Consider the following 26,539-nt stretch of genomic DNA (forward strand, 5'->3'; position numbering starts at 1 on the left):
GAGGTCCCTGTCATCCGCCGATGGGCGGCCCACGGCTTACTCAAGCCCGGCGATGATGGCGCGCAAGGTCGCGATGCCCTCGCCCTTTTCCGAGCTGGTCACGACCAGTTCCGGATAGGCGGCGGGATGCTTCTGCAACGCCTCCTCGACCTGCGCGATGGTCGCGGCCATGGCCTGGCTGCCGATCTTGTCGCCCTTGGTCAGCACGACCTGAAAGGGCACGGCGGCGCGGTCGAGAAGCTTCATGATCTCGTGGTCCACATCCTTCACGCCATGGCGCGAATCGATCAGCGCGAAGGCGCGACGCAGCGTGGGCCGACCCGAGAGGTAGTTCTTGAGCAGCGCCTGCCATTTCGCGACCACGGCGACCGGGGCCTTGGCGAAGCCATAGCCCGGAAGGTCGACGAGATAGGCCTGCTCGCCCAGGGTGAAATAGTTCACCTCCTGGGTGCGGCCCGGCGTGTTCGAGGCGCGGGCAAGATGGTTGCGCCCGGTCAGGGCATTGATCAGGCTCGACTTGCCGACATTCGAGCGGCCCGCGAAGCAGACCTCGGGGCGATCAGCGGGCGGCAAGCCGTCCATGGCGACCACGCCCTTGAGGAAATCGACCGGCCCGGCGAACAGTTTTCGCGCGGCCTCGGCGGTTTCGAAATCGGGTTCGGGGGCGACGGGAAAGGAAACCTTCATGCGCGGATCTCGTCATTGAGGGCGATCTCACCACCGGAGACCACCTCGGCATAGATGCCGAATTGATGATTGCCGAACTGTCCGGTCAGCGCGGCGGGCATGTCGCTGTCGAGGCGACCTGTATTCGTATCGGCGCTGGTCGCGTCGCAACGTCCGATGGCCTCGGTCACACGCAACTCGATCTCGCCGATGGTGAGGATCCGACCGATCAGATCACGCTCGGCATAGGGCTCCCAGCCATCGACCCAGAGATTGCCACGCCAACGCTCGACCCCCAAGGGCTGAGCAAGGCGCGTCTCAAGATCGCGCAGGCTCGAAAGCGACAGGATCGAAAGCCAAGGCTGGTTCACGTCGGTCCAACCGGTCGGGCCCTTCACAAGCCGCGTGGGCGCGGGTTTCTCGGCGGGCCAGAGCGGGGAGACCCATTCGATCAGGCGCTGGCCTTCGGTCTCGGGGTCAAAGGTCAGATCGGGCTGGTCGGGATGGGAAAGGCGGATCGGGCCTTCCGGCGCGCCCTCGCCCCAGCCCCCTGAAACGGCTTGCAGCGCAGCCGAAGCCACGCCGCGCACGAAACAGGATTTGGGCAGCCAGCGCTGGGGCTCTGGCCCCTCGCCCGCGTGCCGCTCACCAGCTTCGGTGAGCAGCCCCCAGATCCGGTCGCCCGGCAGCCGTCGCGCCGCCTGAAGCGACGCGCTGGCCATGTCCTCGCCCCCGAGCGACTTGATCGGGTAGCGCCGGATCCGGGCGATCCGTCCGTTCATTTTCCGTCTTTCGACTTGTCATCGGCCTTGTTCGCGCGGGCGGGCAGGCCGGATTTGATATTGCCGAAGAAGTCCGGGCGGTGCCCATGCATCGACATGATCGTGTATTGCTGCGCGATCGTGATCACGTTGTTGGTGATCCAGTAGAGCACCAGCCCCGAGGCGAAGCCGCCCAGCATCAGCATGAAAATCCACGGCATCCAGGCAAAGATCATTTTCTGCGCCGGATCGGCGGGGGCCGGGTTTAGTTTCTGCTGCATCCACATCGAGATGCCGAGGATGATCGCCAGTACCGGCAGGGTGAAGCTATGCAGGAAGCTGCCCTGACCCGGTGCCGCCCAAGGCAGCAAACCGAAGATGTTCCAGACGCTCGACGGATCCGGGGCCGAGAGGTCATGGATCCAGCCGACCCAAGGCGCGTGACGCAGCTCGATCGTGACGAAGATCACCTTGTAAAGCGAGAAGAAGATCGGGATCTGCAAGAGCACCGGAAGGCAGCCCGCAGCCGGGTTCACCTTCTCGCGCTTGTAGAGCTCCATGACCTCTTTCTGGTATTTCATCCGGTCGTCGCCGGTGCGCTCCTTGATCGCCTCCATCTGAGGCTGCAATTCCTTCATCTTCGCCATCGAGATGTAGGATTTGCGGGCCAGCGGGAAGACCAGCAGCTTCAGCACGAAGGTCAGCGCGATGATTGCCCAGCCCATGTTGCCGATCATGCCATGCAGCCAATGCAGCAGGCTGAAGATCGGCTTGGTCAGGAAGTAGAACCAGCCCCAGTCGATCGAATCGACGAAACGATCGATGCCGGGGGCGTCCTGATAGCCATTGATCGTTTCCCAGACCTTGGCACCGGCAAAGAGATAGCTCGCGGTGGTTGCGGTGGTGCCGGGTGCAACCGACTGGACCGGCATCCGGGTCTCGGTCTGATAGATATCCGCGCCGGGGGCGTATTTCACGACGGCGGTAAAGGAACTGCCGGGTGCGGGGGCCAGCGTCGTCATCCAGTATTTATCGGTAAAACCGATCCAGCCGTTCTCCTGAACCTCGATCAGTTCGGCATGTCCCTCGCCCGCGATCGGGTCAAGCTCGGCGATATTCTTGTATTTCTGCTCCAGCAGCTTGCCATCGGTCATGCCGACAGCGCCCTCGTGCAGGACGAAATAGTTCTGCGTGTCGGGACGGCCATGCCGCGCCAGAATGCCGTAGGGGGCTGCGGCAAAGGCCGCCGAGCCGGTGTTTTCCAGAGTCTGGGTGATGGTGAACAGGAACTTGTCGTCAAGCTCGTAGATGCGGCGGAAGATCTGTCCCGCGCCATTGTCCCAGCGCAGCGTCACGGGTTTGCCCGGGGCAAGGGCGTCGCCGGATTCGATGTCCCACAGGGTTGCAGGGCCCGGGACCAGAGCCGGGTCGGTCCCGGCGGCGGGCATCCAGCCATAGACGGCGTAATAGGGCTTCTGCAGGGTCGGCTCGGGATTGGCGCCCGGCGCGACGGGCGTGCCTTCGGACTGCGTCTTGATCGCGGTGGTCGGCGAGAGCAGGCGGACATAGGCCGAACTGTCATCCAGCGTCTCGCGATAGCCGGTCAGTTCCAGATCATCGATACGCCCGCCGGACAGCGAGATCGAACCCTTCAGCGCGGGCGACTCGATCCGGACGCGCGGTGCGGCACTGCTGGGATCGGCATTGGCCGGGGCGGCACCCAGCGTCGGCGCGGCACCGTTCTGGCCGGCGGCCGAAGGCGTCGCGACCTGACCGGGGACATTCTGGCCCTCGACCTGCTGAACCTGCGCGGCATCCTGCGCCGGAGGCGGCGGTTCCGGCGCGAAAAAGACCGACCAGACGAGAATGACGAGGGCGGATAGCACCATCGCCAGGATGAGATTGCGGTTGTTGTCTTCCATTCCGTCCAGCCCTTCGTCGCGCGACTCCCCAAGGGGGTTCGCGCCGCTTCAACAGAAGCGACCAGCAAAGGTCAAGGGAAATTGGCCATTGCGCGGCATTGCGGCAATTGCTTTGCGCTCTGCGAAGGGGTCGTCACGTCCCTGCATTGGCTGCGCGCGCCCGGCCATGCGGCTCCGCGAAGCTGGTCAAGCAAAAGGCGTTCGACCTCGCAGCTTGTCAAGGGTGCACCCACGGCTGGACCCTGCAATGCCGTGAACCCGATCTGGCTCAGAAAGCCTCTTTCTTCACTTGTCTCCACCCCGTCGCCCAGCGTTTCGAGCCCAAGATGCTCTGCAAGAGCAAGGATCGCCAAAATCATGCGCTGCTGCGCGACGCGGCTGTCGCATCCAGCCAGAAAGCGGCGGCCAACACGCATCCGCCGCGCCTGAACGCGGCGCAGTTCTTCCAATCCGACCCCGGCAATTCCGAAATCTCCCAGAGCGATCCGGCATCCGCTCATGGCCAGTCGACACATGGTCCGCGTCGCCGTTTCACGCGCCGTACCGCGCAAATGGGGATCAATGACCTCAATCTCGAGCCGGTCAGGGGCCAGTTCCTGCCGGTCGATTTCCCATAGGACATCTTCGGCCAGCAGAGGATCGCAAAGCGCCTGCTCGGGCAGCGCGATCGACAGAAAGGAAACCGCGCCCAACCCGTCCCAGCCGCGCAACGCGGCGAGACCATATTGCAAGGTCTCGCGCAGCGCGGACCCATGATCGACACCGCTACGACCGGTCGCGCTCAGCCGAAATGCGGCGATCCGCCCAGAATCGCAGCATATCTGGGGATGGAACAGGAAAGCCGCGGAAGCACGCGCCGAAATCGGTTCGTGCAGGCCACGCCCGGACGCGCGCCGCCCCGGCAGCGTCGCCGCTTTCCATATCCCTGCCATCTTTCGCCCCCGAATCGTCCCGACAGACCCGAGCCTAGGCAAGGAAGCTTTTCGTTCCGTTAAAGTTCGCGCAGCACCGGCACGTCAGCACCGCCCGAATCCTTAGAATTCGACGGATTCGGGATCAGCGAGGCGAAATCGAAAAGCTGCGGATCCGGCAAATGCGAGGGCCGCACATTCATCAACGCGCGGAACATCACATTGCGGCGTCCGGGCGCACGGCTTTCCCATTCATCGAGCAGCTTTTTCACCTGCATCCGCTGCAGGCCTTCCTGGCTGCCGCAGAGATCGCAGGGGATCACCGGATAATTCATCGCGCGCGAAAAACGCTCGCAATCCGCTTCGGCAATGAAGGCCAGCGGACGCAGCACGTTCAGGTCGCCCTCTTCGTTCAGGAGCTTCGGCGGCATCGAGGCCAGTCGCCCGCCATGGAACAGGTTCATGAAGAAGGTTTCGAGAATGTCGTCGCGGTGATGGCCCAGCACCACCGCCGAGCAGCCCTCTTCGCGGGCGATGCGATAGAGATTGCCGCGGCGCAGGCGCGAGCAGAGCGCGCAATAGGTGCGACCCTCGGGGACCTTTTCCTTCACGATGGAATAGGTGTCCTGATATTCGATGCGGTGGGGCACGCCACGCTCGGTCAGGAATTCGGGCAGGACTGTCGCCGGGAAACCCGGCTGACCCTGATCGAGATTGCAGGCCAGCAACTCGACCGGCAGCAACCCGCGCCATTTCAACTCATGCAGAACCGCGAGCAGCGTGTAGCTGTCCTTGCCGCCTGAAAGACAAACCAGCCAGCGATCGCCGGGCTTGATCATGTCATAGGTCTCGATCGCGGCGCGTGTTTCGCGCACGAGGCGCTTTCTCAGCTTGCGGAACTCGGTCGAGGAGGGCGCGCCGCGAAACAGCGGGTGGATGTCCTCGTCATGGGAATCGTCGTCGATCTCGATCTCGTCCCGCATCGGTCCTGTCCTGATCTTGGCGCTGTCGCGCAGGTTCATATCATGGATGACGCGCGGGCGTCAGTCCTGCGGGTCGGTGCCCGGCACCGGGTCGTAACCCTCGCCGCCCCAGGGATGGCAGCGGCAGATGCGCCGCGCGGCCAGCCAGCCCCCCTTCAGCGCGCCATGGCGCTCCAGCGCGGCGAGCGCATAGACCGAGCATGTGGGCTGGAAACGGCAGCCATGACCGACCCAGGGGCTCAGCAGCAGACGATAGGCATGGACCGGCAGGGCCATAAGGCGCGCAACCGGGCTCATGTCCGGCCCCTGCCCTCGGGCTTGCCGCTGGGCTTCCCCTCGCCATGCACGCGCGCAATCGCCTGTTCGAGATCCTGCTTCAATGCGGCGAAATCGCGTTCGATCGTGGCGCCCGGCCGACCGACCAGCACGTAATCCCAGCCCGCGCGGGCGCGGCCGGGAAGGATCTCATGCGCAAGCGCCCGCAAACGCCGCTTGGCGCGGTTGCGGGCCACGGCATTGCCGAGCTTTTTCGAGCAGGTAAAGCCCACGCGGACAGTATCCGCAGGCTCCCCCTCGCCACGGCGGCGGGCTTGCAGCAGAAAACCCGGCATGCCTTGACGGCGTGCCGAGGCAGCGCGCAGAAAATCTGCCCGCTGGCGCAGGATCTCCGGCCTCAAGGACTTCACGCCCCCGGAAACGCCGGAAGCCGCCCTGTCCGGTTGCCCCTCAGGGACATTCCGGTCAGCGGCGGCGTCTTCGGCTGCACTGCTCATCGCTTTAGCCCACGCCTTTCGGCGAGGACTTACGCGCTCAGCGACTTGCGGCCCTTGGCGCGGCGGGCGTTCAGCACGCGACGGCCACCTTTGGTCGCCATGCGGGCACGGAAGCCGTGACGACGGGCGCGAACCAGGTTCGACGGCTGGTAGGTGCGTTTCGACATCTTGTAACTCCGGGTCAGGGCGGGTCAGGGTATGGGCAGAAAGCCCACGCAAGACGCGCCGGTCTATTCGAGGCCCGCTGCATAGTCGGAGCCCGGCTGCGAGTCAACCACATTGCCAATAAATCGGCGCGCATCGGCAAAACGCGGAACCGGTGCCCGGTCACGCAAGTTTGAACTGAAGCGGGTCGATTATTATGTGAAGCCGGCACAGCCGCAGAACTGGAGCAGCAAGAACACCGACATGTCCCTGAATACCCTTTCCGGGCGATTCGCACTGCTTACGGGGATATTTGTCCTTCTGGCCGAATTGCTGATCTTGCTGCCCTCCCTCGCCAATTATCGGCTCGACTATCTCGAATCGCGTCTCGAGCGGGCCCAGATCGCGAGCCTCGCGCTTTTGGCGACAGATGAGTCTCTGGCCTCGGAACTCGAGGCCGAGCTTCTCGAAAACGCCGATGTGTTCAACGTGGTGCTGCGGCGCAACGACGTTCGCCAACTGGTTCTCTCATCGCCGATTCCGGGGCCGATCGCCGCGACCTACGACCTGCGGCACCAGAGCTTCTGGACCTCGGCGCGCGATGCGGTCGCGCAGCTGACCGATCACGAGGATCGCGTGATTCGCGTCATCGGCGCGCCTGTGAACCAGGCCGGGCAACTGATCGAGATCACGATGAATACGGCAAGCCTGCGGCGTGAGATGCTGGATTATGGCTTGCGGCTCTTGGCGATTTCGGCCGCCTTCTCGATCCTGACGGCGCTGCTCTTGAACGTTGCGGCCCAGCGGATGCTGCTGGTTCCGATCCGCCGCGTCATCAATCACATGACCGCCTATGCCAATGCCCCCGAGGATGCGCGTTCGATCATCACGCCGACGGCGCGGCTGGCCGAGTTGAACGAGGCCGAGACCGCCTTGGCCGCCATGCAGCGCACCGTCACCTCGTCGCTGAAGCAAAAGGCGCGTCTGGCGCAGCTTGGTCAGGCCGTGGCCCGGATCAGCCATGACCTGCGCAATATCCTCACCACTGCCCAGATCTTTGCGGACCGGCTGGAGACCAGCGCCGACCCCGCGGTGCGGCGTGCGGCTCCGAAACTGGTGAATTCGATCAGCCGGGCGGTGAACCTGTGCGAGACGACGCTGGCCTTCGGCAAGGCCGAGGAACCCGCCCCGTCTCTGTCGCGCTTCAACCTTGCCGCTTTGGTCGCCGAAGTCACCGAGGCCGAGGCGCTTGCCGCCGCCACCACCGAGGATGCCCCGCCGATCGAATTTCTCACCGATGTTCCGGCTGGCATGATGATCCGCGCCGATCGCGAGCAATTGTTCCGCGTCCTGTCCAACCTCGCGCGGAATGCGCGACAGGCCATCGAGATCACCCGCAAGCCCGGAACCATCGAGATCGGCGCGAGCGAAGATGAAAGCGAATGGCAGATCCGGGTCGGGGATACCGGGCCGGGCCTGCCGCAAAAGGCGCGCGATCACCTGTTCGAGCCCTTCTCGGGCGGATCGCGCAAAGGCGGAACCGGGCTGGGACTCGCGATCGCCGCGGATCTCCTGCGCAGTCACGGGGGCCGGCTCGACCTGTTGCGCAGCGACCAGGACGGGACCCAGTTCTCGCTGCATCTGCCGCGCGACCTTGCCGCGCTGCCGATGCGCGACGAAGCTGGCCTCGTGTAAGTCGTCAAAGTTTTTTTGCCGGTCTTGGGCAAATGGCGATTTTTGGCCTTGCGCCCCCCGGCACCTGTCTCTAAATCACCGCCTCACAGCGGACCCGTAGCTCAGCTGGATAGAGCACCAGACTACGAATCTGGGGGTCGGGCGTTCGAATCGCTCCGGGTCCGCCATAGAATACTTTCTCCGGAATGCCTTGCTTCAAGGTCGTTTCGACAGGATTGATAGAGGCACGGCATCTTGGCTTGCGCAAGCGATGCGATCAAGCTATGCCCCTATCTGTTGCGGACCCGTAGCTCAGCTGGATAGAGCACCAGACTACGAATCTGGGGGTCGGGCGTTCGAATCGCTCCGGGTCCGCCATTTCCCCATCAGACAGAACCCTGGACAGCCGATTGAACCCGCTTCGTATCGGCACGAAAAAGGCGCGGCCGTTTCCAGCCGCGCCCTGTCTCATTGCAAGCGATCAGAGAATGAAATCGCTTGCCATATAGGCTGAGGCAGAGGTTCCGCCATCCGCGATGCGAATGGTCATCTCGGCGTCCGAGTCGCCATCCGTGTTCACCCGGACCCAGGAATGCGCGCCGACATCTTCGACCCAGACCCTCGTGCCGAAGGTCAGTGTGCCCGAATAGACCCCGGCCAGGTCGATCACATCGCCTCCCGCTGCCCCGGCACCATCGAAGCCCGAGATGAAATCATAATTCGCGATATTGGAATCGGTCACGCTGAGGAACTGGAACGTGTCCGCGCCAGTCGAGCCGATCAGCGTGTCGAGCCCCGCACCGCCGATCAAGGTATCGTTGCCGCCATTGCCGACCAGACGGTCATTGCCGTCGCCCCCGTTGAGCACGTCCGTCCCGTCATTGCCCATCAGCGTGTCATTGCCGTCTCGACCGAACAGGCGGTCATTACCGTCATCTCCGGTCATGCTGTCATTGCCAGCGTCGCCGTAAAGCGAGTCATTGCCAGCGCCACCCGCCACAGTGTCATTGCCATCGCCCGCAAAGACTCGGTCCTTGCCGCCGTCCCCGGTCACGCTGTCATCCCCGCCATTGGCGTAGATCCTGTCATTGCCGCCAAGGCCGATAATCGTGTTGGCTGCCGTGCCATTCACGATCAGGGTGTTTGCCGCGTTGCTTCCGGTGACCGAGGCCGCTCCGCCGACGGTCAGGTTCTCGATGCTGATCAGCCGATCCCGGTTTCCGCTAAACGTGGTCCAGCCGGTATCGAGGTTGAAAGCGACGGAACTGACCCAATTCAGGTCGTGGATCAGGGTGTCGCGGCCAGCGCCCCCGTCATAGACATCGTCCTCGGCACCCGATGCGAACATGCTTTCGGTATCGGTAATGACGTCGTTTCCGCCACCGGCAGAGACGGTATCATTGCCGCCGAGGGCATTGATCGCATTCTTGCCACTGCCATTCACGATCAGGACATTCGCGACGGAACTGCCCACGAGGGATGCCGCGCCTGCCACCGTCAGGTTCTCGATATTCAAGAGCCGGTCGCGGTTGCCTCCTGATGTGGACCAGCCCGTCGTCAGGTTGAAGGCGACACCATTGCCCCAGTTCAGGGTATGGACGAGGGTATCGATTCCCCCGCCGCCATCATAGACATCGTCGGTACCCACGCCCATACCTTCGGTATCGGTAATGGTATCATCGCCATCACCGGCATTGACCGTGTCATTGCCGCCAAGCGCATTGATCGCATTCGCACCCGTGCCGTTCACGGTCAGGATATTCGCGACGCTGCTGCCCGTCACCGAGGCGGAACCGCCCACCGTGAGGTTCTCGATATTGAGCAGTCGGTCGCGATTGGCGCCCATCCATGTCGTCCAGCCGGTATTCAGGTTGAAGGCGACCGTGCTGACCCAGGTCAGATCATGGATGAAGGTGTCGATACCCGCGCCACCGTCATAGACATCATCCTCGGCACCGGTCGAGAAAATGCTTTCGGTATCCGTGATGATATCGTCTCCGCCGCCCGCATTAACCGTGTCATTGCCGCCAAGAGCATTGATCGCATTCGCCCCGGTGCCATTCACGATCAGGACATTCGCGGCGCTGCTGCCGGTCACCGAAGCTGAACCACCTACCGTCAGGTTCTCGATATTGAGCAGCCGGTCGCGGTTGCCATTAAAGGTCGACCAGCCGGTATTCAGGTTGAAGGCGACGGTGCTGACCCAGTTCAGATCGTGGATCAAGGTGTCGATGCCCGCGCCGCCGTCATAGTAGTCGTCGTCGCCTGCGCCCATGGCTTGCGTGTCGGTAATGATGTCATCGCCACCGCCCGCATAGACCGTGTCACTGCCCCCGAGGGCGTTGATGCTATTGGCTCCGCTGCCATTCACGGTCAGGATATTCGCGGCGCTGCTGCCGGTCACCGAGGCGGAGCCGCCGACCGTGAGGTTCTCGATGTTCAGCAGACGATCGCGGTTGCCATTATAGGTCGACCAGCCGGTATCGAGATTGAAGGCGACGGTGCTGACCCAGTTCAGATCGTGGATCAAGGTGTCGATGCCCGCGCCACCGTCGTAGTAATCATCGTCGGCCGAACCCATTCCTTCGGTATCGGTAATGACGTCATTTCCGCCGCCCGCATAGACCGTGTCGCTGCCCCCGAGGGCGTTTATCGCGTTGTCTCCCGAGCCGTTCACGATCAGCAGATTCGCGACGTTGCTGCCCGTCACCGATGCGTCACCACCGACCGTGAGGTTCTCGATATTCAACAGACGGTCACGGTTGCCATTATAGGTCGACCAGCCGGTATTGAGATTGAAGGCGACGGTGCTGACCCAGTTCAGATCATGGATGAGGGTGTCGATGCCCGCGCCGCCATCGTAATAGTCGTTCTCGGTGTCGAACATGGCAAGGATATCGACGATGACGTCATTGCCATCCTGGCCATAGACCGTATCCATCCCGGCATTGGCCTGAACGCGGTCGTTTCCGGCCCCAGCCCAGATGGTGTTATTGGCCTGGTTGCCATAGATGGTGTCATTGCCGCTGCCGCCAATCACGTTCTCGATCAGCGAACGTGTATCTCCGTTGTAAAGCAGGGCGTTATAGACATTGCCGCTGGCAAAATTGCCGTCGCCCAGGTTGGCCCGCTGGACCGTGGATACCAGCGAGGATGAGCCCGGATTGAGGTTCACGGTCATATTGGTCGTATAGGCCGAGAAATTGTAGGTATCCGTCCCGCCACCATCCCAGACGGTCATGAAGACCCGGTTGGCACCGGGAGTGATGACAATGTTGCCATTGACCGAGGTGGTGCCCGTGGTCGGGTTCCACACATAGCTGGTATTTCCGGAATTGGTCGAGAAATCAGCGCCATACATATGCTGCAGGGCGGCGATGTCATACATCATATAAGTCTGGGCATAGCCGAATGTCTCGTTCGAATAGCCGCCCACAAGCGGATCGCCCACATAGCTGCGATAGGTCATCACCGTATATTCCATCGCATCCAGATTGGCCGGCATTGCGCCAAAGCCCCAGGTCTCTTGACCGTGCTTCAGCCCAAGCGCATGGCCGATCTCATGCAGGACGGTGTGCCAATGGTAATTGCCCATCACCGGCGTTCTGCCCGAGCCGCCAAAGAAGATATCCCCGCCCTCGACGCTGCTGCTGGGATAATAGCCATAGGCGGTGCTGGGATTGCTGGTATTGGCGAGGCGGATCGTTCCTCCGCCGCCGCTGCCGAAATTGATCGTCAGATTGGTAAAGCCCTCGACCGAGAAGCCGGCGGCCCCGACAGGCTGCGTGAAATTATCCGCGTTCAGCGCGAAATGCGTCGCCATCTGCTGGTCGGCATTCACTTGCTGAAAATTGCTGAACAACTCGTCATGGCCTGCCTGATACTGAGCCGCCGAGGTGGGAAAGGAATAGCTGATGACGCCGTCGCTCCAGCGATTGCCCTGAATCAGTCCGTCGATGCCCTGATTGCCGGTCGCGCCGACAGCAACGACCGGATCACCCGAGCCGTTCTCGGCCCGCGGGTCGGAACCGTCCGTCATGTCCGGGTCCGAAGGTTCGGATTCCTCGGCCGGAGCCGCCGCCATTGACCCCGCGCCCAGAACCTCGCCACCAAAGCCGGGAAATGCGTCCGAGCCGTCGTCTTCAGCAGGCGCCGCGCCCGGGACCGCAGCCTTGGCGGCATCGGAGCCGAGCATTTCCTCTGCGCCGAACAATCCGATCAGGACGTCTTTCCAGTTCCATGCCTTGCCAGAGTCGCGGTTTTCCTCATCCGCCCCGCTCTCTCGGGGGGGATATCCATAGATGGAGTCGTCCAGGCCCCTTCCGCCCAGGACACCATCGCCACTGGTTTCGTCTGAAATAGCCATAATACCCTCCTTGGTCTTTTCGACGAAATCGAAACAGATCCGGCAATCAGGCTAGTCCTGCGCCGTGAAACGGGCGTGAATGAAACTGGAATATTTGCGAAACTTTCGCCCAGAATGCGCAATTGAATTTCATCCTCATGGGCTACCATTCAAGCCAATTGCTTAATCAGCAAGGAATTCCGCATTGCAGCAGCAAACGTCCCGCAGGCCGAGCAGGGCGGCGAGAAATTTTTCGCGGGACGAAGTCCGGAGGACTTGCATGATTTCCACGCCGCTTGATCTCTGCTTCAAGCCTCCCGAAAGGAAGGCCTGATGGGACAACCGCCTGTTTCTGGGAGCCGCAGTTTGGCGGGGGGCGTCGGGTTCGATAATTGGAACACCATGTTCCGGGGCTTTGAACGATGGGCCAAGGGTGGCCGCTTCCGAACGCCTCCGAGATCCGTGGGATGGACTCTCGGCCGGCAGACAAGGCCGACAGCACGGACTGGCGGCTTGCCGCTTGGACGCATGGGGCGCAAGCGCCGTCATCCCACCCAAAGCGAACCGGAAATTCCTGGTCAAAGCCCTGCACTAGGCAAAGACGGCATGGCATTACGCTGTCGGATGATCTCTCGAAGCAACCACCATGGCATCGCGCTGAATAGCCGCGGATCTAGTGCCGGGCGAGCCAGTCGGTCACCGCGGGTCGCAGATTGGTATCGCCGCGCTCGCGCGCCTCGTCCAGCACGCGCCTAAGCTCGTTCAAGTCGATGCGGCGGATAAGATGCTTGACCGGCCCGATCGAGGCCGGACGCATCGACAGGCGGCGGAAACCCAGCGCGGCGAAAGTCACCGCCTCGATGGGCCGGCCCGCATCCTCGCCGCAAAATGAGACCGGAACGCGGGCTTCGGCACAGCGGTCCAGGATCTGCTCGAGCAGGTTGATGAAGCTGGTGCTGAGCGAATCATAGCGCCGACGCACCCGTTCATTCTCGCGGTCGGCAGCAAAGAAGAACTGCTTCAGATCATTCCCGCCCACCGAGATGAAATCGCACATCTCGAAGAATTTCTTCGGGGCAAAGGCCAGCGAAGGGGTTTCCAGCATTGCCCCCACGCGGACATCGGTCGGCACCTCATGACCCAGGCGCTGCTCGCGGGCGAATTGCTCCATCAGCAGGCGGTGGGCCTGTTCGAATTCGCCCATCTCGGTGATGAAGGGGAACATGACATGCAAGGGCCGACCGACCGAGGCGCGGATCAGCGCCTGAAGCTGCATCCGGAGCACCCCGCGCTTGTCAAGGCCGACACGGATCGCCCTCCAGCCCATCGCCGGATTGGGCTCGTCCTGCGGCTTCATGTAAGGCAGCACCTTGTCCGAGCCGATATCCAGCGTGCGGAACAGAACCGGCTTGCCCTGCGCGTTTTCAAGAACGGTGCTGTAAAGCGCCGCCAATTCTCCGCGCCGGGGCACGCGGGTCCGTGCGAGAAACTGCAATTCTGTGCGGAACAGCCCCACCCCCTCGGCCCCCGAACTTTCAAGGCTCGGCAGGTCGGCCATGAGACCCGCATTCATGTAGAGTTGAATCGTCGTGCCGCATGTTCCCGTCGCGGGAAGGTCGCGCAGACCGGCATAGCGTTTCTGCGCCTCGGCCTGCATCGCCATCTTGTCGTGGAAGGCCTTGGTGATGGTCTCTTCGGGGCGCAAATGGACGATGCCCATATCGCCATCGACCAGAATTTCGTCGCCGTTCAGCGCCTCCGAGGTGATGCGATCGGCATGGATGACCAGCGGAATCGCCAGCGCCCGCGCGACCACCGTGGCATGGCTTCCGACCGAACCCTCTTCCAGCACCACGCCGCGCAGTCTGCGGCCGTAATCCAGCAGTTCCGCCGGGCCGATATTGCGCGCGACAAGGATCGGATCGACGGGCATCTCGGCTCCGGTATCCCGGCCCTGCCCGGTCAGAATGCGCAAGAGCCGGTTCGACAGGTCGTCAAGATCATGCAGCCGATCCCGCAGATAGGGATCGGCGGCGCTTTCCAGCCGCGCGCGGGCCTGACTTTGCTCTTTTTCCACCGCGGCCTCGGCCGAGAGACCCAGGTCGATCGCCTCTTCCATCCGACGCAGCCAGCTGCGCGAATGCGCGAACATGCGGTAGGTCTCGAGCACCTCGGCGCTGTCGCCAGATCCCATGTCATGATCCGCCAACAATGTGTCGACGGTCATCCGCAGCATCGCCACGGCCTCGCCCAGACGTGCCTTTTCCTTTTGCGGGTCCTCGCCCACCGGGTTGGTGACAACGACGCGCGGCTCGTGCAGCCAGACACGCCCTTCGGCCACACCCTCTTGCCCGGTGCCGCCGCGGAACATGATCGGAAAATGGTGCTGCAGCGGCATGCCATCCGAGGACGAACCCAGAAAGGCCCCGAGCTCGGCCATTTCGGCCAGGACCATGGCGACGACCTCAAGGCCGTAGACCTCGTCCTCGCTGAACTGGCGGACGTCGCGCGATTGTACGACCAGCACGCCCAGCCTTTCGCCGACGCGCTGGATCGGCACGCCCAGAAAACTGGAAAACACCTCTTCGCCCGTCTCGGGCATGTAGCGGAAGCCGGGTTCGGAGGGCGCGTCCGCCGTGTTCACATGACGGCCGGACCGCGCCACGCGCCCGACCAGCCCCTCGCCAAGACGCAGGCGGGTCTTGTGCACCGATTGCGGGTTCAGCCCCTCGGTGGCGCAGAGTTCAAGCGTTTCGGGATCGCGGAACAGATAGATCGAGCAGACCTGCGTGCCCATCGAATCCGCAATGTGATGGGTGATCTGATCCAGACGCGCCTGCCCGTCTCCGGGCGCGGCCAGGATCTCGCGCAAACGCAGAAGCAGCTTGCGCGAGTCGCTTTCCTTGCGTTCGGGCACGGATCCTCCGATCACGGCCCGAGTACTCATTCTTCAGGCCTGTTCAAGTTCGAAGGCATCATGCAGCGCCTGAACCGCGAGTTCCATATATTTGCGGTCGATCAACACCGAAATCTTGATTTCGCTGGTGGAAATCACCTTGATGTTGATGTTCTCGTCGGCCAGCGCCTTGAACATGTGGGCGGCGACGCCCGCATGGCTGCGCATGCCGATGCCCACGACCGAGACCTTGGCGACCTCGGTATCCACGACCAGCTCGTCATAGGCGATATGGCCTGCGGCCTTGGCCTCTTCCATCGCCTTCTTGGCGCGGGCGACCTGATTGACCGGGCAGGAAAAGGTCATGTCCGTCACGTTGCCGGGGTGATCGTCGTAGTCTTTTTCCGAGATGTTCTGGACGATCATGTCCACATTCACCCCGGCCTCGGCCAGCGGCGCGAAGATCGCGGCCGAAATGCCGGGCTTGTCCTCGACGGTGACCAGCGTGATCTTGGCTTCCTCGCGGGAATAGGCGACGCCGTTGACGACTTTCGATTCCATGATTTCATCCTCATCGCATACCAGGGTGCCGGATTTCTCGTCCGTATCCTCAAAGGACGAGAGCACCCGCAGGCGGACCTTGTAGCGCATGGCCAGTTCGACCGAGCGCGTCTGGAGCACTTTGGCACCAAGGCTTGCCAATTCAAGCATTTCCTCGAAGGCAATCTTCTCGAGCTTGCGCGCTTTCGAGGTGATACGCGGATCGGTGGTATAAACCCCGTCCACATCGGTATAAATGTCGCAGCGCTCGGCATCGAAGGCGGCGGCAAAGGCCACGGCCGTGGTATCCGAGCCGCCCCGGCCCAGCGTGGTGATGCGGCCCTCGGGCGAAAGGCCCTGGAAGCCCGCGACCACCGCGACCTTCATGCCTTCGGCGAATTTCGTGTCGATATTCTTGCGCGGAATATCGACGAAACGCGCCGAGGAATGTTGTGCGGTCGTGTTGATCGGCACCTGCCAGCCCTGCCAGCTGCGCGCGGGAACATCCATCTCCTGCAGCGTCAGTGCCATGAGGCCAGCCGTGACGTTCTCGCCCGAGGCGACCACGGCGTCATATTCACGCGCGTCGAACAGAGGCGAGGTCGCCTCGACCCAGCCCACGAGTTCATTCGTCTTGCCCGACATGGCACTGACGATAACGATGACGTCGTAGCCGCGTTCAACCTCGCGCTTGACCTTCATCGCTGCATTCTTGATGCGATCGAGATCGGCCACCGAAGTGCCGCCGAATTTCATCACCAGAAGCGGCATTCCCTAGCCCCCAGCTGCCACAGTTTATCACCGGGCCTTCTAGGGGCGGCGCTGCAAAAGGGCAAGGGACGAAAGGGCTTGCCGGGAACAGACGGGCCGCCGATGCGGTCGGCTATGACATGGGCCAGGGCCGTTACGTCACAGCCGGTCCCCGCTCCGGATGTTCGACCCGCCGAATTCATTGCCGTAGCCGTCCGAAGCTGGATCGTCGCGGGCGGCGCGAAAACGGCTTTCATCAAACCCCGAAGCCCTTGGCATGCAGGAGGAACAGGAAACAATCCGGGGACTTTTTCTGGGACGCCGGGGATTGCGAGAGCTAAAACCCCAAGTGCCGCGACCAGTTGCTCTACGCACCCCGCGCCGAGTACAATACGAAACGCCCGCACTCCTCGCTTGGCTACCGGCCTGCGACTCCCGAGGCTCTGCGATGGCCAGCTTCGTTGCGCCTGCCACACCAGCCGTAGTTCCAAGACCCGTCATGCACCAAGAATGAAACCGGACCACCCTATTTGGGCAGGCCAGTTTGTGGGCAGGACAAGCAATCTCTTGCAAACCGCCTGCCGTCAAAGCTCGCTAAGTGCTGGTCGGGGCGAGAGGATTCGAACCTCCGGCCTACGGTACCCAAAACCGTCGCGCTACCAGGCTGCGCTACGCCCCGAACGGATGCCTGTCTAGCGCCTCCACGGCGCGGGGGAAAGGGCTAATCGCCCGCTCAATCGCCGCAATGCGCGCGCGCCGTGACGGCCGGGACAGCGGGATGGGCCAAGGCCATGCCGGAACGAAGTCCCAGCCGCTTTGCGTCCCCGCCAGGAACCTCGAGAACCATCAGCCGCTCGGGCGCGGGATCCCCGACGACGGCGCCGGGGATGGAAGTCTCATCCAAGGGCCGCGCACCGGGATGGATGTGACGGATCTCGCCGGTCGCGTCCAGAAAGATGATATCTAGCGGAATCAGTGTGTTGCGCATCCAGAAGCTGACGGGCTGTGGATGCTCGTAGATGAAGAGCATCCCCTGCCCCGGCGGCAGATGCTTACGAAACATCAGCCCGCGTGCGCGTTCCTCGGGATCATCGGCAATCTCGACGAGGATCTCGACCGGCGCTGGCCCGCCCAGCAGAATCGCCTTGTTGGGATCGCAGGACAGGGGGTCGGCCATCGCCGGACGCAGCGCCAAAGCCGCGAACAGGGCAATGGCCGCCGCTTTCATACCGCGCCCGCGGCAAAGCGCGGCTTGCTCAGAGCGGGACCACCGCCGGGAAGCTGCTCCTTGACCTCTTGCGCGGCGCGCTCCCACGAGAGGATCTGCGCCGCCATCAAGCCGCGCCGGCCGTTCACGACCCTGAGCGCGATGGCCTCGCCCACGGCAAGATCCGAGAGCCCGGAATGGCGCAAGACCTCGACATGCAGGAACACATCGGCCTTCTGCTCGAAAATATTGGCAAAGCCGAAACCCTTGGCCTTGTCGAACCATTTCACCCGCGCGGGCAGCAGCGGTAGGCGGGCCACCTCATCGGGCGGAGCCAGGCAGAGATCGGCGATTGCCGGCATCGGATCGCTGGCCGAGGCTTCTATCGAGAGAACCTCGATGGCCTGCACGCCGCGCGCCGTCTTCTGCACAAGGGCGCGCACCACGGCGCCCTCGGCAACGGAACTCTGGCCGAAATTCCGCAGCACATTCGCATGCAGCAGAATATCCGACCCACCGTCGGGATCAGTCAGAAAACCAAAGCCCTTGCTGGCGTCGAACCACTTGACGACCCCGACGATTTCGCGGGGCAGATCGTCGTTCTCAGTCACCATTACCCACTCGATTCCGCTCTCAAATGTTTAGATACAATGCCTGCATCCGCCCTTCGTTCCTGCCTTCCGACAACGTAGGCGTGTATCCGCCGGGCCAGATTGGTCTAGTCATATGGGCGTCACCATGAAGCTATCCGCCCCTTGCATCAAGGGTTAAGGCGCTGCACCCGCCAGATTCTTTTCCCCAAGTCATCGGAATGATTTTGGCCCCCAAAAGCTTCCGCAGCGTCAACTTCCTTAATCCATTGGAAACGATCATGCAGGCGAAACGCCCCATCCGCCCAGAACTCGATCTGGACCGGACGGATGCGGTATCCGCCCCAATAGGGCGGGCGCGCCGGTCGCAACCCCAAATTGAGACCCTGCCGGGCCGCTTCCGCCATCAGGGTCGCGCGGCTGTCCAATGGACGGCTCTGGCGCGAGGCCCAGGCTCCGATCCGGGACTGGAGGGCGCGCGAATTGTAATAGGCATCCGCCAATGCGCCCTCGACCCGCGTGACATGGCCCCGCACCCGGATCTGGCGGCGCAACGACTTCCAGTGCATCACGAATGAGGCCACGCCCGTCGCCTCGATCTGGCTGCCCTTGGCACTTTCGAAATTGGTATAGAAGACAAAGGCGCCGTCCTGCCCTGCGCCCTCGATCTCTTTCAGAAGCACCATCCGCACATCCGGCATGCCGGTTGCATCGACTGTGGCCAGCGCGATGGCATTGGCGTCATTGGGCTCAGATTTTTCCGCTTCGGCCAGCCAGGCCCGCGCGATGGCAAACGGGTCGTCGCCCGCGAATATTCCGGTCCGATCGCTCATGGTGATACCGCTTGATGCCTCCTTGCAGTTGTCCTAATCCTGCCGGAACCGTAGAAGCGCGAGGGGCATCATCATGTCAAGTGAAGCCGGACTGGGGCTGATGAAAGGGCGTCGCGGCCTCATCATGGGCCTCGCCAATGACAAATCCATCGCCTGGGGCATTGCCAAGGCCTTGGCCGAACAAGGGGCCGAGCTGGCCTTTTCCTATCAGGGCGAGGCGCTGAAGAAGCGCGTCGAGCCGCTGGCCGCCCAGCTTGGCTCGGACCTGATCGCCGAATGCGACGTCGCGGACGAGGCTTCGATCGACGGGCTCTTCTCGGCCATCGCCGAGCGCTGGGAGACCATCGACTTCATCGTCCATGCCATCGGCTTTTCCGACAAAGAGCAGCTGCGCGGGCGCTATGTCGACACGACGCGCGACAACTTCATGATGACCATGGATATCTCGGTCTATTCCTTCACCGCCGTGGCGCGCCGCGCGGCCGCGATGATGCCGAATGGCGGCTCGATGGTCACGCTGACCTATTACGGCGCCGAGCGCGTCATGCCGCATTACAATGTCATGGGCGTCGCCAAGGCCGCACTCGAGGCATCTGTGCGCTACATGGCCGAGGATCTCGGCAAGGACGGCATCCGCGTCAACGGCATCTCGGCCGGTCCGATCAAGACGCTCGCCGCAAGCGGCATCGGCGATTTCCGCTATATCCTGAAATGGAACGAGCTGAACTCGCCCCTGCGCCGCAACGTGACCCAGGACGAGGTCGGCAAGTCGGCGCTGTATCTGCTCTCGGATCTCGGCTCGGGCGTCACCGGCGAGACCCATCACGTCGATGCGGGCTATCATGTCGTCGGCATGAAGGCCGTGGACGCGCCCGATATCGCGGCGGTCAAGAAGGACTGATGCCTTGAGCGCCGAGCAGGTCATCGCGCTTGTCTCGGCGCTGTCTCTGGCGATCCTGACCCCCGGCCCGGCCATTATCGCGACGGTGCAGACCGCCTTCGCGCATGGCCGCGCCCGCGCCCTGCCCTATGGGCTGGGACTGGCGACCGGAGCCTCGCTCTGGTGTGTCTTTGCCCTTGCGGGGCTGGCGGTGCTGTTCAAGCTGCATCCCTCGCTTTTCGTCACTCTGAAGATCTTTGGCGGGTTTTACCTGCTGTGGTTCGCCTATGGCCTGTGGCGCGCCTCGACCCAGCCCTTGCCCGAGGCCGCAGACGGTGCGCGCAAGGGCTTCTGGGGCGGCATCGCGCTGAACCTCTCGAATCCCAAACCCGCGCTGTTTTACGCAGCTCTGATCCTTTCCGTCTTTCCCGAGGCCATGAGCGCGCAGCGTCAGGGCTTGATTTATGCAATTTGTCTTGCCACCGAGCTGTTCTGGTATGCGCTCGTCGCCGTTCTGATGTCGACAGCGGTGATGAGAAAGCGCTATTTTGGCGCGAAATTCTGGATCGATCGGGCTGCGGCATTCGCCATGGCAGCGCTTGGCCTGATGCTGATCGTCAAGCACTGAAAGGATGAAATGAATGAATGATCGCCTGCCCCATGAACGCGGCTTTCATATCAGCTGGGACCAGATGCATCGCGACGCGCGGGCGCTGGCATGGCGGCTGGACAACAAGGAATGGCGCGCCATTCTGGCGATCACCCGCGGCGGCCTCGTGCCCGCGATGATCGTCGCGCGCGAGCTTGACGTCCGCACCATCGACACGATCTCGGTCAAATCCTACAAGGGCGTCGGGTCCGAGGCCGGTCAGGGTGAGATCCAGGTCCTCAAGGCTCCCGATCCGGCGGTGATGGGCGATGGCGACGGCATCCTCGTCATCGACGATCTGGTCGATTCCGGCCGGACGCTGGAACATGTCCGCAAGATGTATCCCAAGGCGCATTTCGCGACCGTCTACGCCAAGCCCAAGGGCCGCCCCATGGTCCAGACCTATGTCACCGAGGTCAGCCAGGACACCTGGATCTTCTTCCCGTGGGACATGGCGCTGCAATATGTCCAGCCCTATCGCGGCGAAGACTGAAAACGAAAAGCCCGCGCAAAGGCAAAAGGCCTTGCGCGGGTATGCGATCCCTGACGCCATAGGGCCAGAGCTTGACAGCCCTCAGTCCAGCGCCGGTTTCTCGGTCTTTCGGGACTTCTTGGGCTTTTGTTCGGAAACGGGATTTTCTGCATCGCGCGCCAGCCTTGCGGCCTTCAGCGTCTCGGTCAAGGCCCGCCGCTTTTCGGTCGCCTCGTCGATGATCTGATGCGCTTCGCTCTTGGTTCGATCCCAAGGCGTCGCAAGTGCGGCCGGGGATCGGAACAGGTCTTTGCCTTTTGTCATTCTCGCCTCCCTTTGAACAGCCCGGCTCGCGCCGGGCTGCACAAGATCAGGCCAGAGCCAGGTTCGTTGCCGATTGGCGACCGTCGCGGCCACGCTCGACATCGAAAGTCACGGCCTGACCGTCGGCGACGGTGCGCAGACCGGCGCGCTCAACGGCCGAGATATGCAGGAAGACGTCAGTTCCGCCCGTTTCCGGAGCGATGAAGCCGAAGCCTTTGGTGGGGTTGAACCATTTCACGGTGCCATTGGCCATCGTGTGAATCCTTCAGTTGATGTTGCTCACGGGATGCAGCAACGCGGCTCGGTCAGATCAAAGCAGCCTGAACCAAATGAAGGAAACAGTGCAGTCGAAAGAACGTTGCCGGCTCAGACCTACACGATTTCTGCGCATTAGGCAAACCGTCACGGGCAAAAAGGCGCAGGCCCCTGTAAAGGCCCGGCTTTCCCGCGACGGAACTGGCTCGAATCGCCCAAAAGTAACGCGGATCGACCCTAGCCGTTTCCGCGCACGAAGCGTGCGGCTTCCTCGGCGGCGCGGCGCAGCGCGTTCGACTTGTTGACCGTCTCCATGAACTCCGCCTCGGGGTCGCTGTCATAGACGACGCCGCCCCCGGCCTGGATATAGAGTGTCTGGTCCTTGATCACGCCCGTGCGCAGCGCGATGCACATATCCATCTCGCCATTCGCGGCGAAATAGCCGACGCCGCCGGCATAGACACCGCGCTTTTCAGGTTCGAGCTCGTCGATGATTTGCATGGCGCGGACCTTGGGCGCGCCCGAGACCGTGCCTGCGGGCATCCCGGCGAGCAGGGCCGACAATGCGTCCTCGCCCTCGCGCAACTCGCCCACGACATTCGAGACGATATGCATGACATGGCTGTAGCGCTCGACGATGAACTGCTCGGTCGGCTTGACCGTGCCCATCTTGGCCACCCGGCCGACATCGTTGCGGCCGAGGTCCAGAAGCATCAGATGCTCGGCCTGTTCCTTCTGATCCGAGAGCAGATCGGCTTCCAGCGCATTGTCTTCCTCGGGCGTGGCCCCGCGCTTGCGGGTTCCGGCGATCGGGCGCACCGTCACTTCGCCGCCGCGCAGACGCACGAGGATCTCGGGCGAGGCACCGACGATCTGGAAGCCGCCGAAGTTCAAGTAGAACATGAAGGGCGACGGGTTCGTCCGGCGCAGGCTGCGATAAAGCGCGAAGGGCGGCAGCGGGAAATCCATTGCCCAACGCTGGCTCGGCACGACCTGGAAGATGTCGCCCGCGCGGATGTAATCCTTGGCCTTCTCGACCGCCGCGAGATAGGCGGGCTTCGAGAAATTCGAGCGCAATTCGCCGACCTTCAGATCGTGACCCAAGGCCCGCGGCTCGCTGGGCTGACGGTCGAGCGAGCGCAGCGCCTCCATCAGGCGCTCGGCGGTCTGGGCATAGGCCGCACGCGACGGTGTGCCCGATTGATACCAAGCGGGCGCGCAAAGCAGCACCTCGCCCTTGACCCCGTCCAGAACCGCCACGACCGAGGGGCGCATCATCACCGCATCGGGCAGGCCCAGCGGGTCGGGGTTCTCATGCGGCAGGCGCTCGACCAGCCGGATCATGTCATAGCCGAGATAGCCGAACAGCCCCGCCGCGCCCGCTGGCACACCCTCGGGCATGTCGATGCGGCTCTCGGCGATCAGGGCGCGCAGGCTCTCGAGGGCCGGGCGCGGATCCTCCTCGAACTCGTCCGAATAGCGCGCCGTGCGGTTGATCCGGGCCTTGCCGTCGCGGCAATCCCAGATCAGGTCCGGCTTCATCCCGACGAAGGAAAACCGCCCCCGCACCTCGCCTCCGGTCACGCTTTCCAGCATGAAGCTGTTTGGCGCGGCCTCGGCCAGTTTCAGCATCAGGCTGACCGGCGTGTCCAGATCGGCGGCAAGGCGGATGGTCAGAAGCTGGTTGCGCCCCTCGGACCAGCCGCGATCGAAATCGGGAAATTCGGGAGAGATGTCCATCACTGCATCTGCGTATTCACCGCGTCGATCGCGGTCTGGTTAAGGCTCACGCCGGACTGCGCCTGCAGCGCGCGGGTGAAGTAATCGAAAACATCCTGACGCATGGAATCGCTGATCCGGTTGGCGATCCCGTCACGCATCATGCCGATCTCGGGCCCTTCCAGCTTCGCGGCATGGATGGCGTCGAGCGCGATCAGGAAGACCCGATCCCCGGCCTCGACGACCTCGGCATCGCCCGCCGCCTTGATCTCGAATGCGTGGCTCACCAGCTCCTGCGGGGCCCCGTCGATAAACCCACCGCGTTCAAGCCCGGTCACGGCCTGACCCTTGGCCGGAGCCTCGGGCGCGGTCGCCGTAACCGCCGGAGAGGCCGCGCCGACCGCCTGGGCCACCGGGGCGGTCGCTGCGGGGATCGGGTTTTGCGGCGGCTCGGCTGCGGTCTCGACAGCCAGTTTGCGCTCATCCGCGAGGGCGAGCAGCCGCCGCTTGGTTTCGTTCTGCCGCCAATCCTCCAGGACTCGGTCGCGCACTTCGTCAAACGGGATCAAGGCGGGCGGATCGACCCGGTCGAGGCGCAGCGCAAAGATGCCGCCATCCTCGAATTCATAAACTTCGGGAAAGTCCGTTTGCGAGACTTCGGCGGCGCGCTGGCGGAATTCGGGATAGGCCACGATGCTGCCCGGAGCGCTTTCATTCGCACCGGTCCAGCCGATCTGGCCCAATTCCATCCGGGTTTCCTTGACCAGATCCTCAAGCGTCGCGCCCCCCGCCATCAGGTCCGAGATGCTGCTGGACTGCTCGTCGATCTGGCGGCGGGCGCGGTCCACGGCCGCCTCGACGCGCAGATCCTCGCGGGCTTCTTCGAAGGGCACGTTCACCGGCTCGAGAATCGCATTCATCGAGAAAAGCGCCGGGCCCAGATCGGTGGCGACGGGGCCCGCGACGCCGGGCTGGTCCAGCGCAAACACCGCCTCGCCCGCCGCGCCCAGTTCTTCGCGTGCCACCTCGCCCAGATCCAGATCGGCCAGCGTCAGGCCACGTTCGGCCGCAAGCTGCTCGAAGGTGACCTCGCCCTGTTCAAGCCGGGACTTTGCGGCCTCGGCCGCCTCTTTGGTCGGAAAGACCAGTCGCTCGACCATGCGGCGTTCGGGCTGCTGGTATTCCTCTTTGCGCTGGTCATAGAGATCGCGAAGCGCCTGCTCATCGACCTCGACCGTCTTTTCGATCATCTCGGGCGTGAGCCAGGCATAGGTGATCTGGCGGATCTCGGGCGAGGTGAAACGGTCGGCATTGGCCTTGTGCCAGGCCTCAAGCGTCGCCTCGTCCGGATCGGCGACCGGTTCGGACAGGTCGGCCGCGGTCAGTTCCTGCCAGTGGATGTCGCGGGTTTCCAGAAGCCAACCCAACGAGCGTTCGGTCACGGCCTCGGGGGCAGTGACCCCTGCCAGGGCGGCGCGCTGCAGGATCAGGCGGGCCTGGTCCATGCGCAGGTCATGCTCGAACTCGGCCTCGCGGATGCCCTCGCGGTTCAACGTATCGGCATAGCGGGCACGGTCGAACTTGCCGTCCAGCCCCTTGAAGGCTTCGGCCTCGCTGATCTGATCCAGCACGGCCTTGTCACCCACCGAGACCCCCAGCCGCATGGCTTCGTCCTCGAGCGTGGCGCCCAGAACCAGACGCGACAGCGCCGCCTGATCGAGCCCGATCGACTTGGCCTCGGCCGCGGTCAGCTGGCGCCCGGTGCGGGCCGCGAAATCCTGCGTTTCGCCACGCAGGGCGCGCGCATAGTCGCGCGACGAGATATCGACCTCGCCCACCGATCCGATATCGCCGGTTCCGGCCGCGAAATTGGTCACGCCGAAGCCGCCAAGCCCCAGGACCAGCATCCCCATCAGCAACCAGACGATGGTCGATTTGCCCTTGCCGCGCATGTATTTGTCCTGCCCGTGTTTCGTCCCTCGGCAGTCTTTAGGCTGCACAGCCCCTGCGGGCAAGTGCCGCGTCCCTTGCGGGTGCGGCACGGCCGCTCAAAAGACCGCCGGTTTCCTCAGCCTTTGAAGCCCGCAAGCCGCTGCATCAGCGTGCCGATTCCCGACACGTCGGCATTCGCGAAGGCGATGCGGACATGGCGCGCGCCCTCGGCATCGCCCTCGGGCATGAACATCGTGCCGGGCAGCAGCAGCAGCCCCGCCTCGCGCACGAGGCGCTTGGCGAGTTCCGGCGAGGGCATGTCGAAAGGATGCTCGACCCAGGCGAAATAGGCCCCGCAGCCCTTGACCTTCCAGCCTTCCAGCCCGGCCATGCCCGCCTCCATCGCGGCCCGGCGGGCAAGGATCTCGGCCCGTTCACTGGCAAGCCAGTCGGTCAGGTTCTCCATCCCCCAATGCGCTCCGATCTGGCCGATCTGGCTGGCGCAGATGGCGACGGTATCGAGGAATTTCTCGATCTCGATCATGCGCGCGGTCGAAGCGATCATCGCGCCGACGCGATGGCCGGTCAGGCGATAGGCCTTCGAGAAACTGTAGAGATGGATCAGCGTATCGCCCCAATCCGGGTCCTGGAACAGGTCATGCGGCGCGCCCGCGCGGCTGTCGAAATCGCGATAGGTCTCGTCCACGATCAGCGCGAGGCCGCGTGCGCGGGCCAGATCGAAAAACGCCCGCAGGGTCTGGGCGGGATATTCCGCGCCCGAAGGATTGTTCGGGCTGACCAGCACGATGGCGCGCGTACGCTCGGTGATCAGTTTCGCGGCCTCATCGGCATCGGGGATCATGCCCTGACCACAATGCAGCCCCACCGTGCGGATGCCCTGCATGTCGAGCCACATCTTGTGGTTGAAATACCACGGCAGCGGCAGGATGATCTCGTCCCCGGCGCCCGCAACCGTCTGGATCGCCGCCGAAAAGGCCTGGTTGCAGCCCTGGGTGATCGCCACTTCGTCGCGCCGGATCCTGCCCCCATAATCCCGGCTCCAGGTCCGCGCGAGGGCGTCGCGCAATTCGTCCCGGCCAAGGACCGGCCCGTAGAAATGCGCATCGGGCTGGTTCAGCGCCGCCTCGGCCATGGCGCGGCGCAGCCCCTCGGGCGGAGGATCGACCGGCGCGGCCTGGCTCACATTGATCAGCGGGAAATCGGCGGAAAAGCTGACGCCCTCCAGCCAGCGCCGCGCCTCCATGACGGGGGGACGGAACGTGGCGGCAAGGGCGGGGTTCAGGGGCAGCATC

23 protein-coding genes, 3 tRNA genes and 1 pseudogene are annotated in these 26,539 nt (G+C 63.3%); 7 read left to right on the plus strand and 20 right to left on the minus strand.

What is annotated here, in order from left to right; translation table 11 throughout:
* Positions 1-36: 36 nt before the first annotated feature.
* The 8 genes from yihA to rpmH all read right to left on the minus strand — a co-directional run bounded on the left by yihA (position 37) and on the right by rpmH (position 6,183).
* A complete protein-coding gene (gene yihA / locus ESZ60_RS02600; RefSeq protein ID WP_134678852.1) occupies positions 37-687 on the minus strand; it encodes a ribosome biogenesis GTP-binding protein YihA/YsxC in 651 nt (216 codons plus the stop codon).
* A complete protein-coding gene (locus ESZ60_RS02605) occupies positions 684-1,448 on the minus strand; it encodes an MOSC domain-containing protein (RefSeq protein ID WP_134678853.1) in 765 nt (254 codons plus the stop codon). The genes yihA and ESZ60_RS02605 overlap by 4 nt, the downstream gene beginning before the upstream one ends.
* Positions 1,445-3,349, minus strand: coding sequence for a membrane protein insertase YidC (yidC, locus tag ESZ60_RS02610; RefSeq protein ID WP_134678854.1), 1,905 nt, complete (start codon positions 3,347-3,349; stop codon positions 1,445-1,447). Before yidC ends, ESZ60_RS02605 begins: the two co-directional genes overlap by 4 nt.
* Positions 3,350-3,420: 71 nt before the next feature.
* A complete protein-coding gene (locus tag ESZ60_RS02615) occupies positions 3,421-4,281 on the minus strand; it encodes an EAL domain-containing protein (RefSeq protein WP_134678855.1) in 861 nt (286 codons plus the stop codon).
* Positions 4,282-4,340: 59 nt separating this feature from the next.
* Positions 4,341-5,243, minus strand: a complete 903-nt coding sequence (gene ttcA, locus ESZ60_RS02620; RefSeq protein WP_134678856.1) for a tRNA 2-thiocytidine(32) synthetase TtcA — start codon at positions 5,241-5,243, stop codon at positions 4,341-4,343.
* A gap of 60 nt (positions 5,244-5,303) precedes the next feature.
* On the minus strand, positions 5,304-5,540 hold the full coding sequence (gene yidD, locus ESZ60_RS02625; protein WP_134678857.1) for a membrane protein insertion efficiency factor YidD: 237 nt from the start codon (positions 5,538-5,540) through the stop codon (positions 5,304-5,306).
* Complete coding sequence (rnpA, locus tag ESZ60_RS02630; protein ID WP_134678858.1) at positions 5,537-6,016, minus strand: ribonuclease P protein component; 480 nt, start codon at positions 6,014-6,016, stop codon at positions 5,537-5,539. The genes yidD and rnpA overlap by 4 nt, the downstream gene beginning before the upstream one ends.
* 29 nt (positions 6,017-6,045) lie before the next feature.
* The gene (gene rpmH / locus ESZ60_RS02635) at positions 6,046-6,183 is read right to left on the minus strand and encodes a 50S ribosomal protein L34 (RefSeq protein WP_017998233.1); all 138 of its coding nucleotides are present in this window, start codon (positions 6,181-6,183) and stop codon (positions 6,046-6,048) included.
* Between the two features lie 241 nt (positions 6,184-6,424).
* Between rpmH and ESZ60_RS02640 the strand changes: the two genes are divergently transcribed.
* The 3 genes from ESZ60_RS02640 (at position 6,425) to ESZ60_RS02650 (ending at position 8,212) form a co-directional block, all read left to right on the plus strand.
* A complete protein-coding gene (locus tag ESZ60_RS02640) occupies positions 6,425-7,855 on the plus strand; it encodes a sensor histidine kinase (protein WP_134678859.1) in 1,431 nt (476 codons plus the stop codon).
* 90 nt (positions 7,856-7,945) lie between these two features.
* A tRNA-Arg gene (locus tag ESZ60_RS02645) sits at positions 7,946-8,022 on the plus strand.
* A 113-nt stretch (positions 8,023-8,135) separates the two neighbouring features.
* A tRNA-Arg gene (locus ESZ60_RS02650) sits at positions 8,136-8,212 on the plus strand.
* Between the two features lie 103 nt (positions 8,213-8,315).
* Here the strand turns inward: ESZ60_RS02650 and ESZ60_RS02655 are convergent.
* The 3 genes from ESZ60_RS02655 to ESZ60_RS02665 all read right to left on the minus strand — a co-directional run bounded on the left by ESZ60_RS02655 (position 8,316) and on the right by ESZ60_RS02665 (position 16,386).
* Positions 8,316-12,200 carry a M10 family metallopeptidase gene (locus ESZ60_RS02655; RefSeq protein ID WP_134678860.1) on the minus strand — a complete coding sequence of 1,295 codons (3,885 nt, stop codon included), beginning with the start codon at positions 12,198-12,200 and terminating at the stop codon, positions 8,316-8,318.
* 652 nt (positions 12,201-12,852) lie between these two features.
* Positions 12,853-15,096 (minus strand): phosphoenolpyruvate--protein phosphotransferase, encoded by a 2,244-nt coding sequence (gene ptsP, locus ESZ60_RS02660; protein ID WP_134679008.1) that lies wholly within the window; start codon positions 15,094-15,096, stop codon positions 12,853-12,855.
* Positions 15,097-15,129: 33 nt separating this feature from the next.
* On the minus strand, positions 15,130-16,386 hold the full coding sequence (locus ESZ60_RS02665) for an aspartate kinase (protein WP_134678861.1): 1,257 nt from the start codon (positions 16,384-16,386) through the stop codon (positions 15,130-15,132).
* Positions 16,387-16,560: 174 nt separating this feature from the next.
* Here ESZ60_RS02665 and ESZ60_RS02670 point away from each other — a divergent pair.
* A pseudogene (locus ESZ60_RS02670) lies at positions 16,561-16,879 on the plus strand (integrase core domain-containing protein); the annotation flags it as partial.
* Positions 16,880-16,967: 88 nt separating this feature from the next.
* Here the strand turns inward: ESZ60_RS02670 and ESZ60_RS02675 are convergent.
* The 4 genes from ESZ60_RS02675 to pdxH all read right to left on the minus strand — a co-directional run bounded on the left by ESZ60_RS02675 (position 16,968) and on the right by pdxH (position 18,995).
* A tRNA-Pro gene (locus ESZ60_RS02675) sits at positions 16,968-17,044 on the minus strand.
* Positions 17,045-17,098: 54 nt separating this feature from the next.
* On the minus strand, positions 17,099-17,593 hold the full coding sequence (locus tag ESZ60_RS02680) for a DUF192 domain-containing protein (protein WP_134678862.1): 495 nt from the start codon (positions 17,591-17,593) through the stop codon (positions 17,099-17,101).
* On the minus strand, positions 17,590-18,183 hold the full coding sequence (locus tag ESZ60_RS02685; protein ID WP_134679009.1) for a cold-shock protein: 594 nt from the start codon (positions 18,181-18,183) through the stop codon (positions 17,590-17,592). Before ESZ60_RS02685 ends, ESZ60_RS02680 begins: the two co-directional genes overlap by 4 nt.
* A gap of 149 nt (positions 18,184-18,332) precedes the next feature.
* Positions 18,333-18,995 carry a pyridoxamine 5'-phosphate oxidase gene (gene pdxH, locus ESZ60_RS02690; protein ID WP_134678863.1) on the minus strand — a complete coding sequence of 221 codons (663 nt, stop codon included), beginning with the start codon at positions 18,993-18,995 and terminating at the stop codon, positions 18,333-18,335.
* A 73-nt stretch (positions 18,996-19,068) separates the two neighbouring features.
* On the opposite strand from pdxH, the gene fabI reads away from it, so the two are divergent.
* The 3 genes from fabI to gpt are packed head-to-tail and all read left to right on the plus strand — an operon-like array spanning position 19,069 to position 21,017.
* Complete coding sequence (gene fabI, locus ESZ60_RS02695) at positions 19,069-19,896, plus strand: enoyl-ACP reductase FabI (protein WP_134678864.1); 828 nt, start codon at positions 19,069-19,071, stop codon at positions 19,894-19,896.
* A 4-nt stretch (positions 19,897-19,900) separates the two neighbouring features.
* The gene (locus tag ESZ60_RS02700) at positions 19,901-20,503 is read left to right on the plus strand and encodes a LysE family translocator (protein WP_134678865.1); all 603 of its coding nucleotides are present in this window, start codon (positions 19,901-19,903) and stop codon (positions 20,501-20,503) included.
* A gap of 13 nt (positions 20,504-20,516) precedes the next feature.
* Positions 20,517-21,017, plus strand: a complete 501-nt coding sequence (gene gpt, locus ESZ60_RS02705; protein WP_134678866.1) for a xanthine phosphoribosyltransferase — start codon at positions 20,517-20,519, stop codon at positions 21,015-21,017.
* 81 nt (positions 21,018-21,098) lie between these two features.
* Here the strand turns inward: gpt and ESZ60_RS02710 are convergent, their stop codons facing one another.
* The 5 genes from ESZ60_RS02710 to ESZ60_RS02730 all read right to left on the minus strand — a co-directional run bounded on the left by ESZ60_RS02710 (position 21,099) and on the right by ESZ60_RS02730 (position 26,538).
* Positions 21,099-21,320: a hypothetical protein gene (locus ESZ60_RS02710; RefSeq protein WP_134678867.1), complete on the minus strand. Its 222-nt coding sequence runs from the start codon at positions 21,318-21,320 to the stop codon at positions 21,099-21,101.
* Between the two features lie 46 nt (positions 21,321-21,366).
* A complete protein-coding gene (locus tag ESZ60_RS02715) occupies positions 21,367-21,573 on the minus strand; it encodes a cold-shock protein (RefSeq protein WP_134678868.1) in 207 nt (68 codons plus the stop codon).
* A gap of 239 nt (positions 21,574-21,812) precedes the next feature.
* Entirely contained in the window at positions 21,813-23,315 is a 1,503-nt protein-coding gene (gene trpE / locus ESZ60_RS02720) for an anthranilate synthase component I (protein WP_134678869.1), read from the minus strand.
* On the minus strand, positions 23,315-25,246 hold the full coding sequence (locus ESZ60_RS02725; protein ID WP_134678870.1) for a peptidylprolyl isomerase: 1,932 nt from the start codon (positions 25,244-25,246) through the stop codon (positions 23,315-23,317). The genes trpE and ESZ60_RS02725 overlap by 1 nt, the downstream gene beginning before the upstream one ends.
* Before the next feature lie 116 nt (positions 25,247-25,362).
* Positions 25,363-26,538: an aminotransferase gene (locus ESZ60_RS02730; RefSeq protein ID WP_134678871.1), complete on the minus strand. Its 1,176-nt coding sequence runs from the start codon at positions 26,536-26,538 to the stop codon at positions 25,363-25,365.
* Between the last annotated feature and the right edge of the window lies 1 nt (position 26,539).

Origin of the sequence: Paracoccus ravus (assembly GCF_004522175.1) — a bacterium.
GTDB lineage: Bacteria > Pseudomonadota > Alphaproteobacteria > Rhodobacterales > Rhodobacteraceae > Paracoccus > Paracoccus ravus.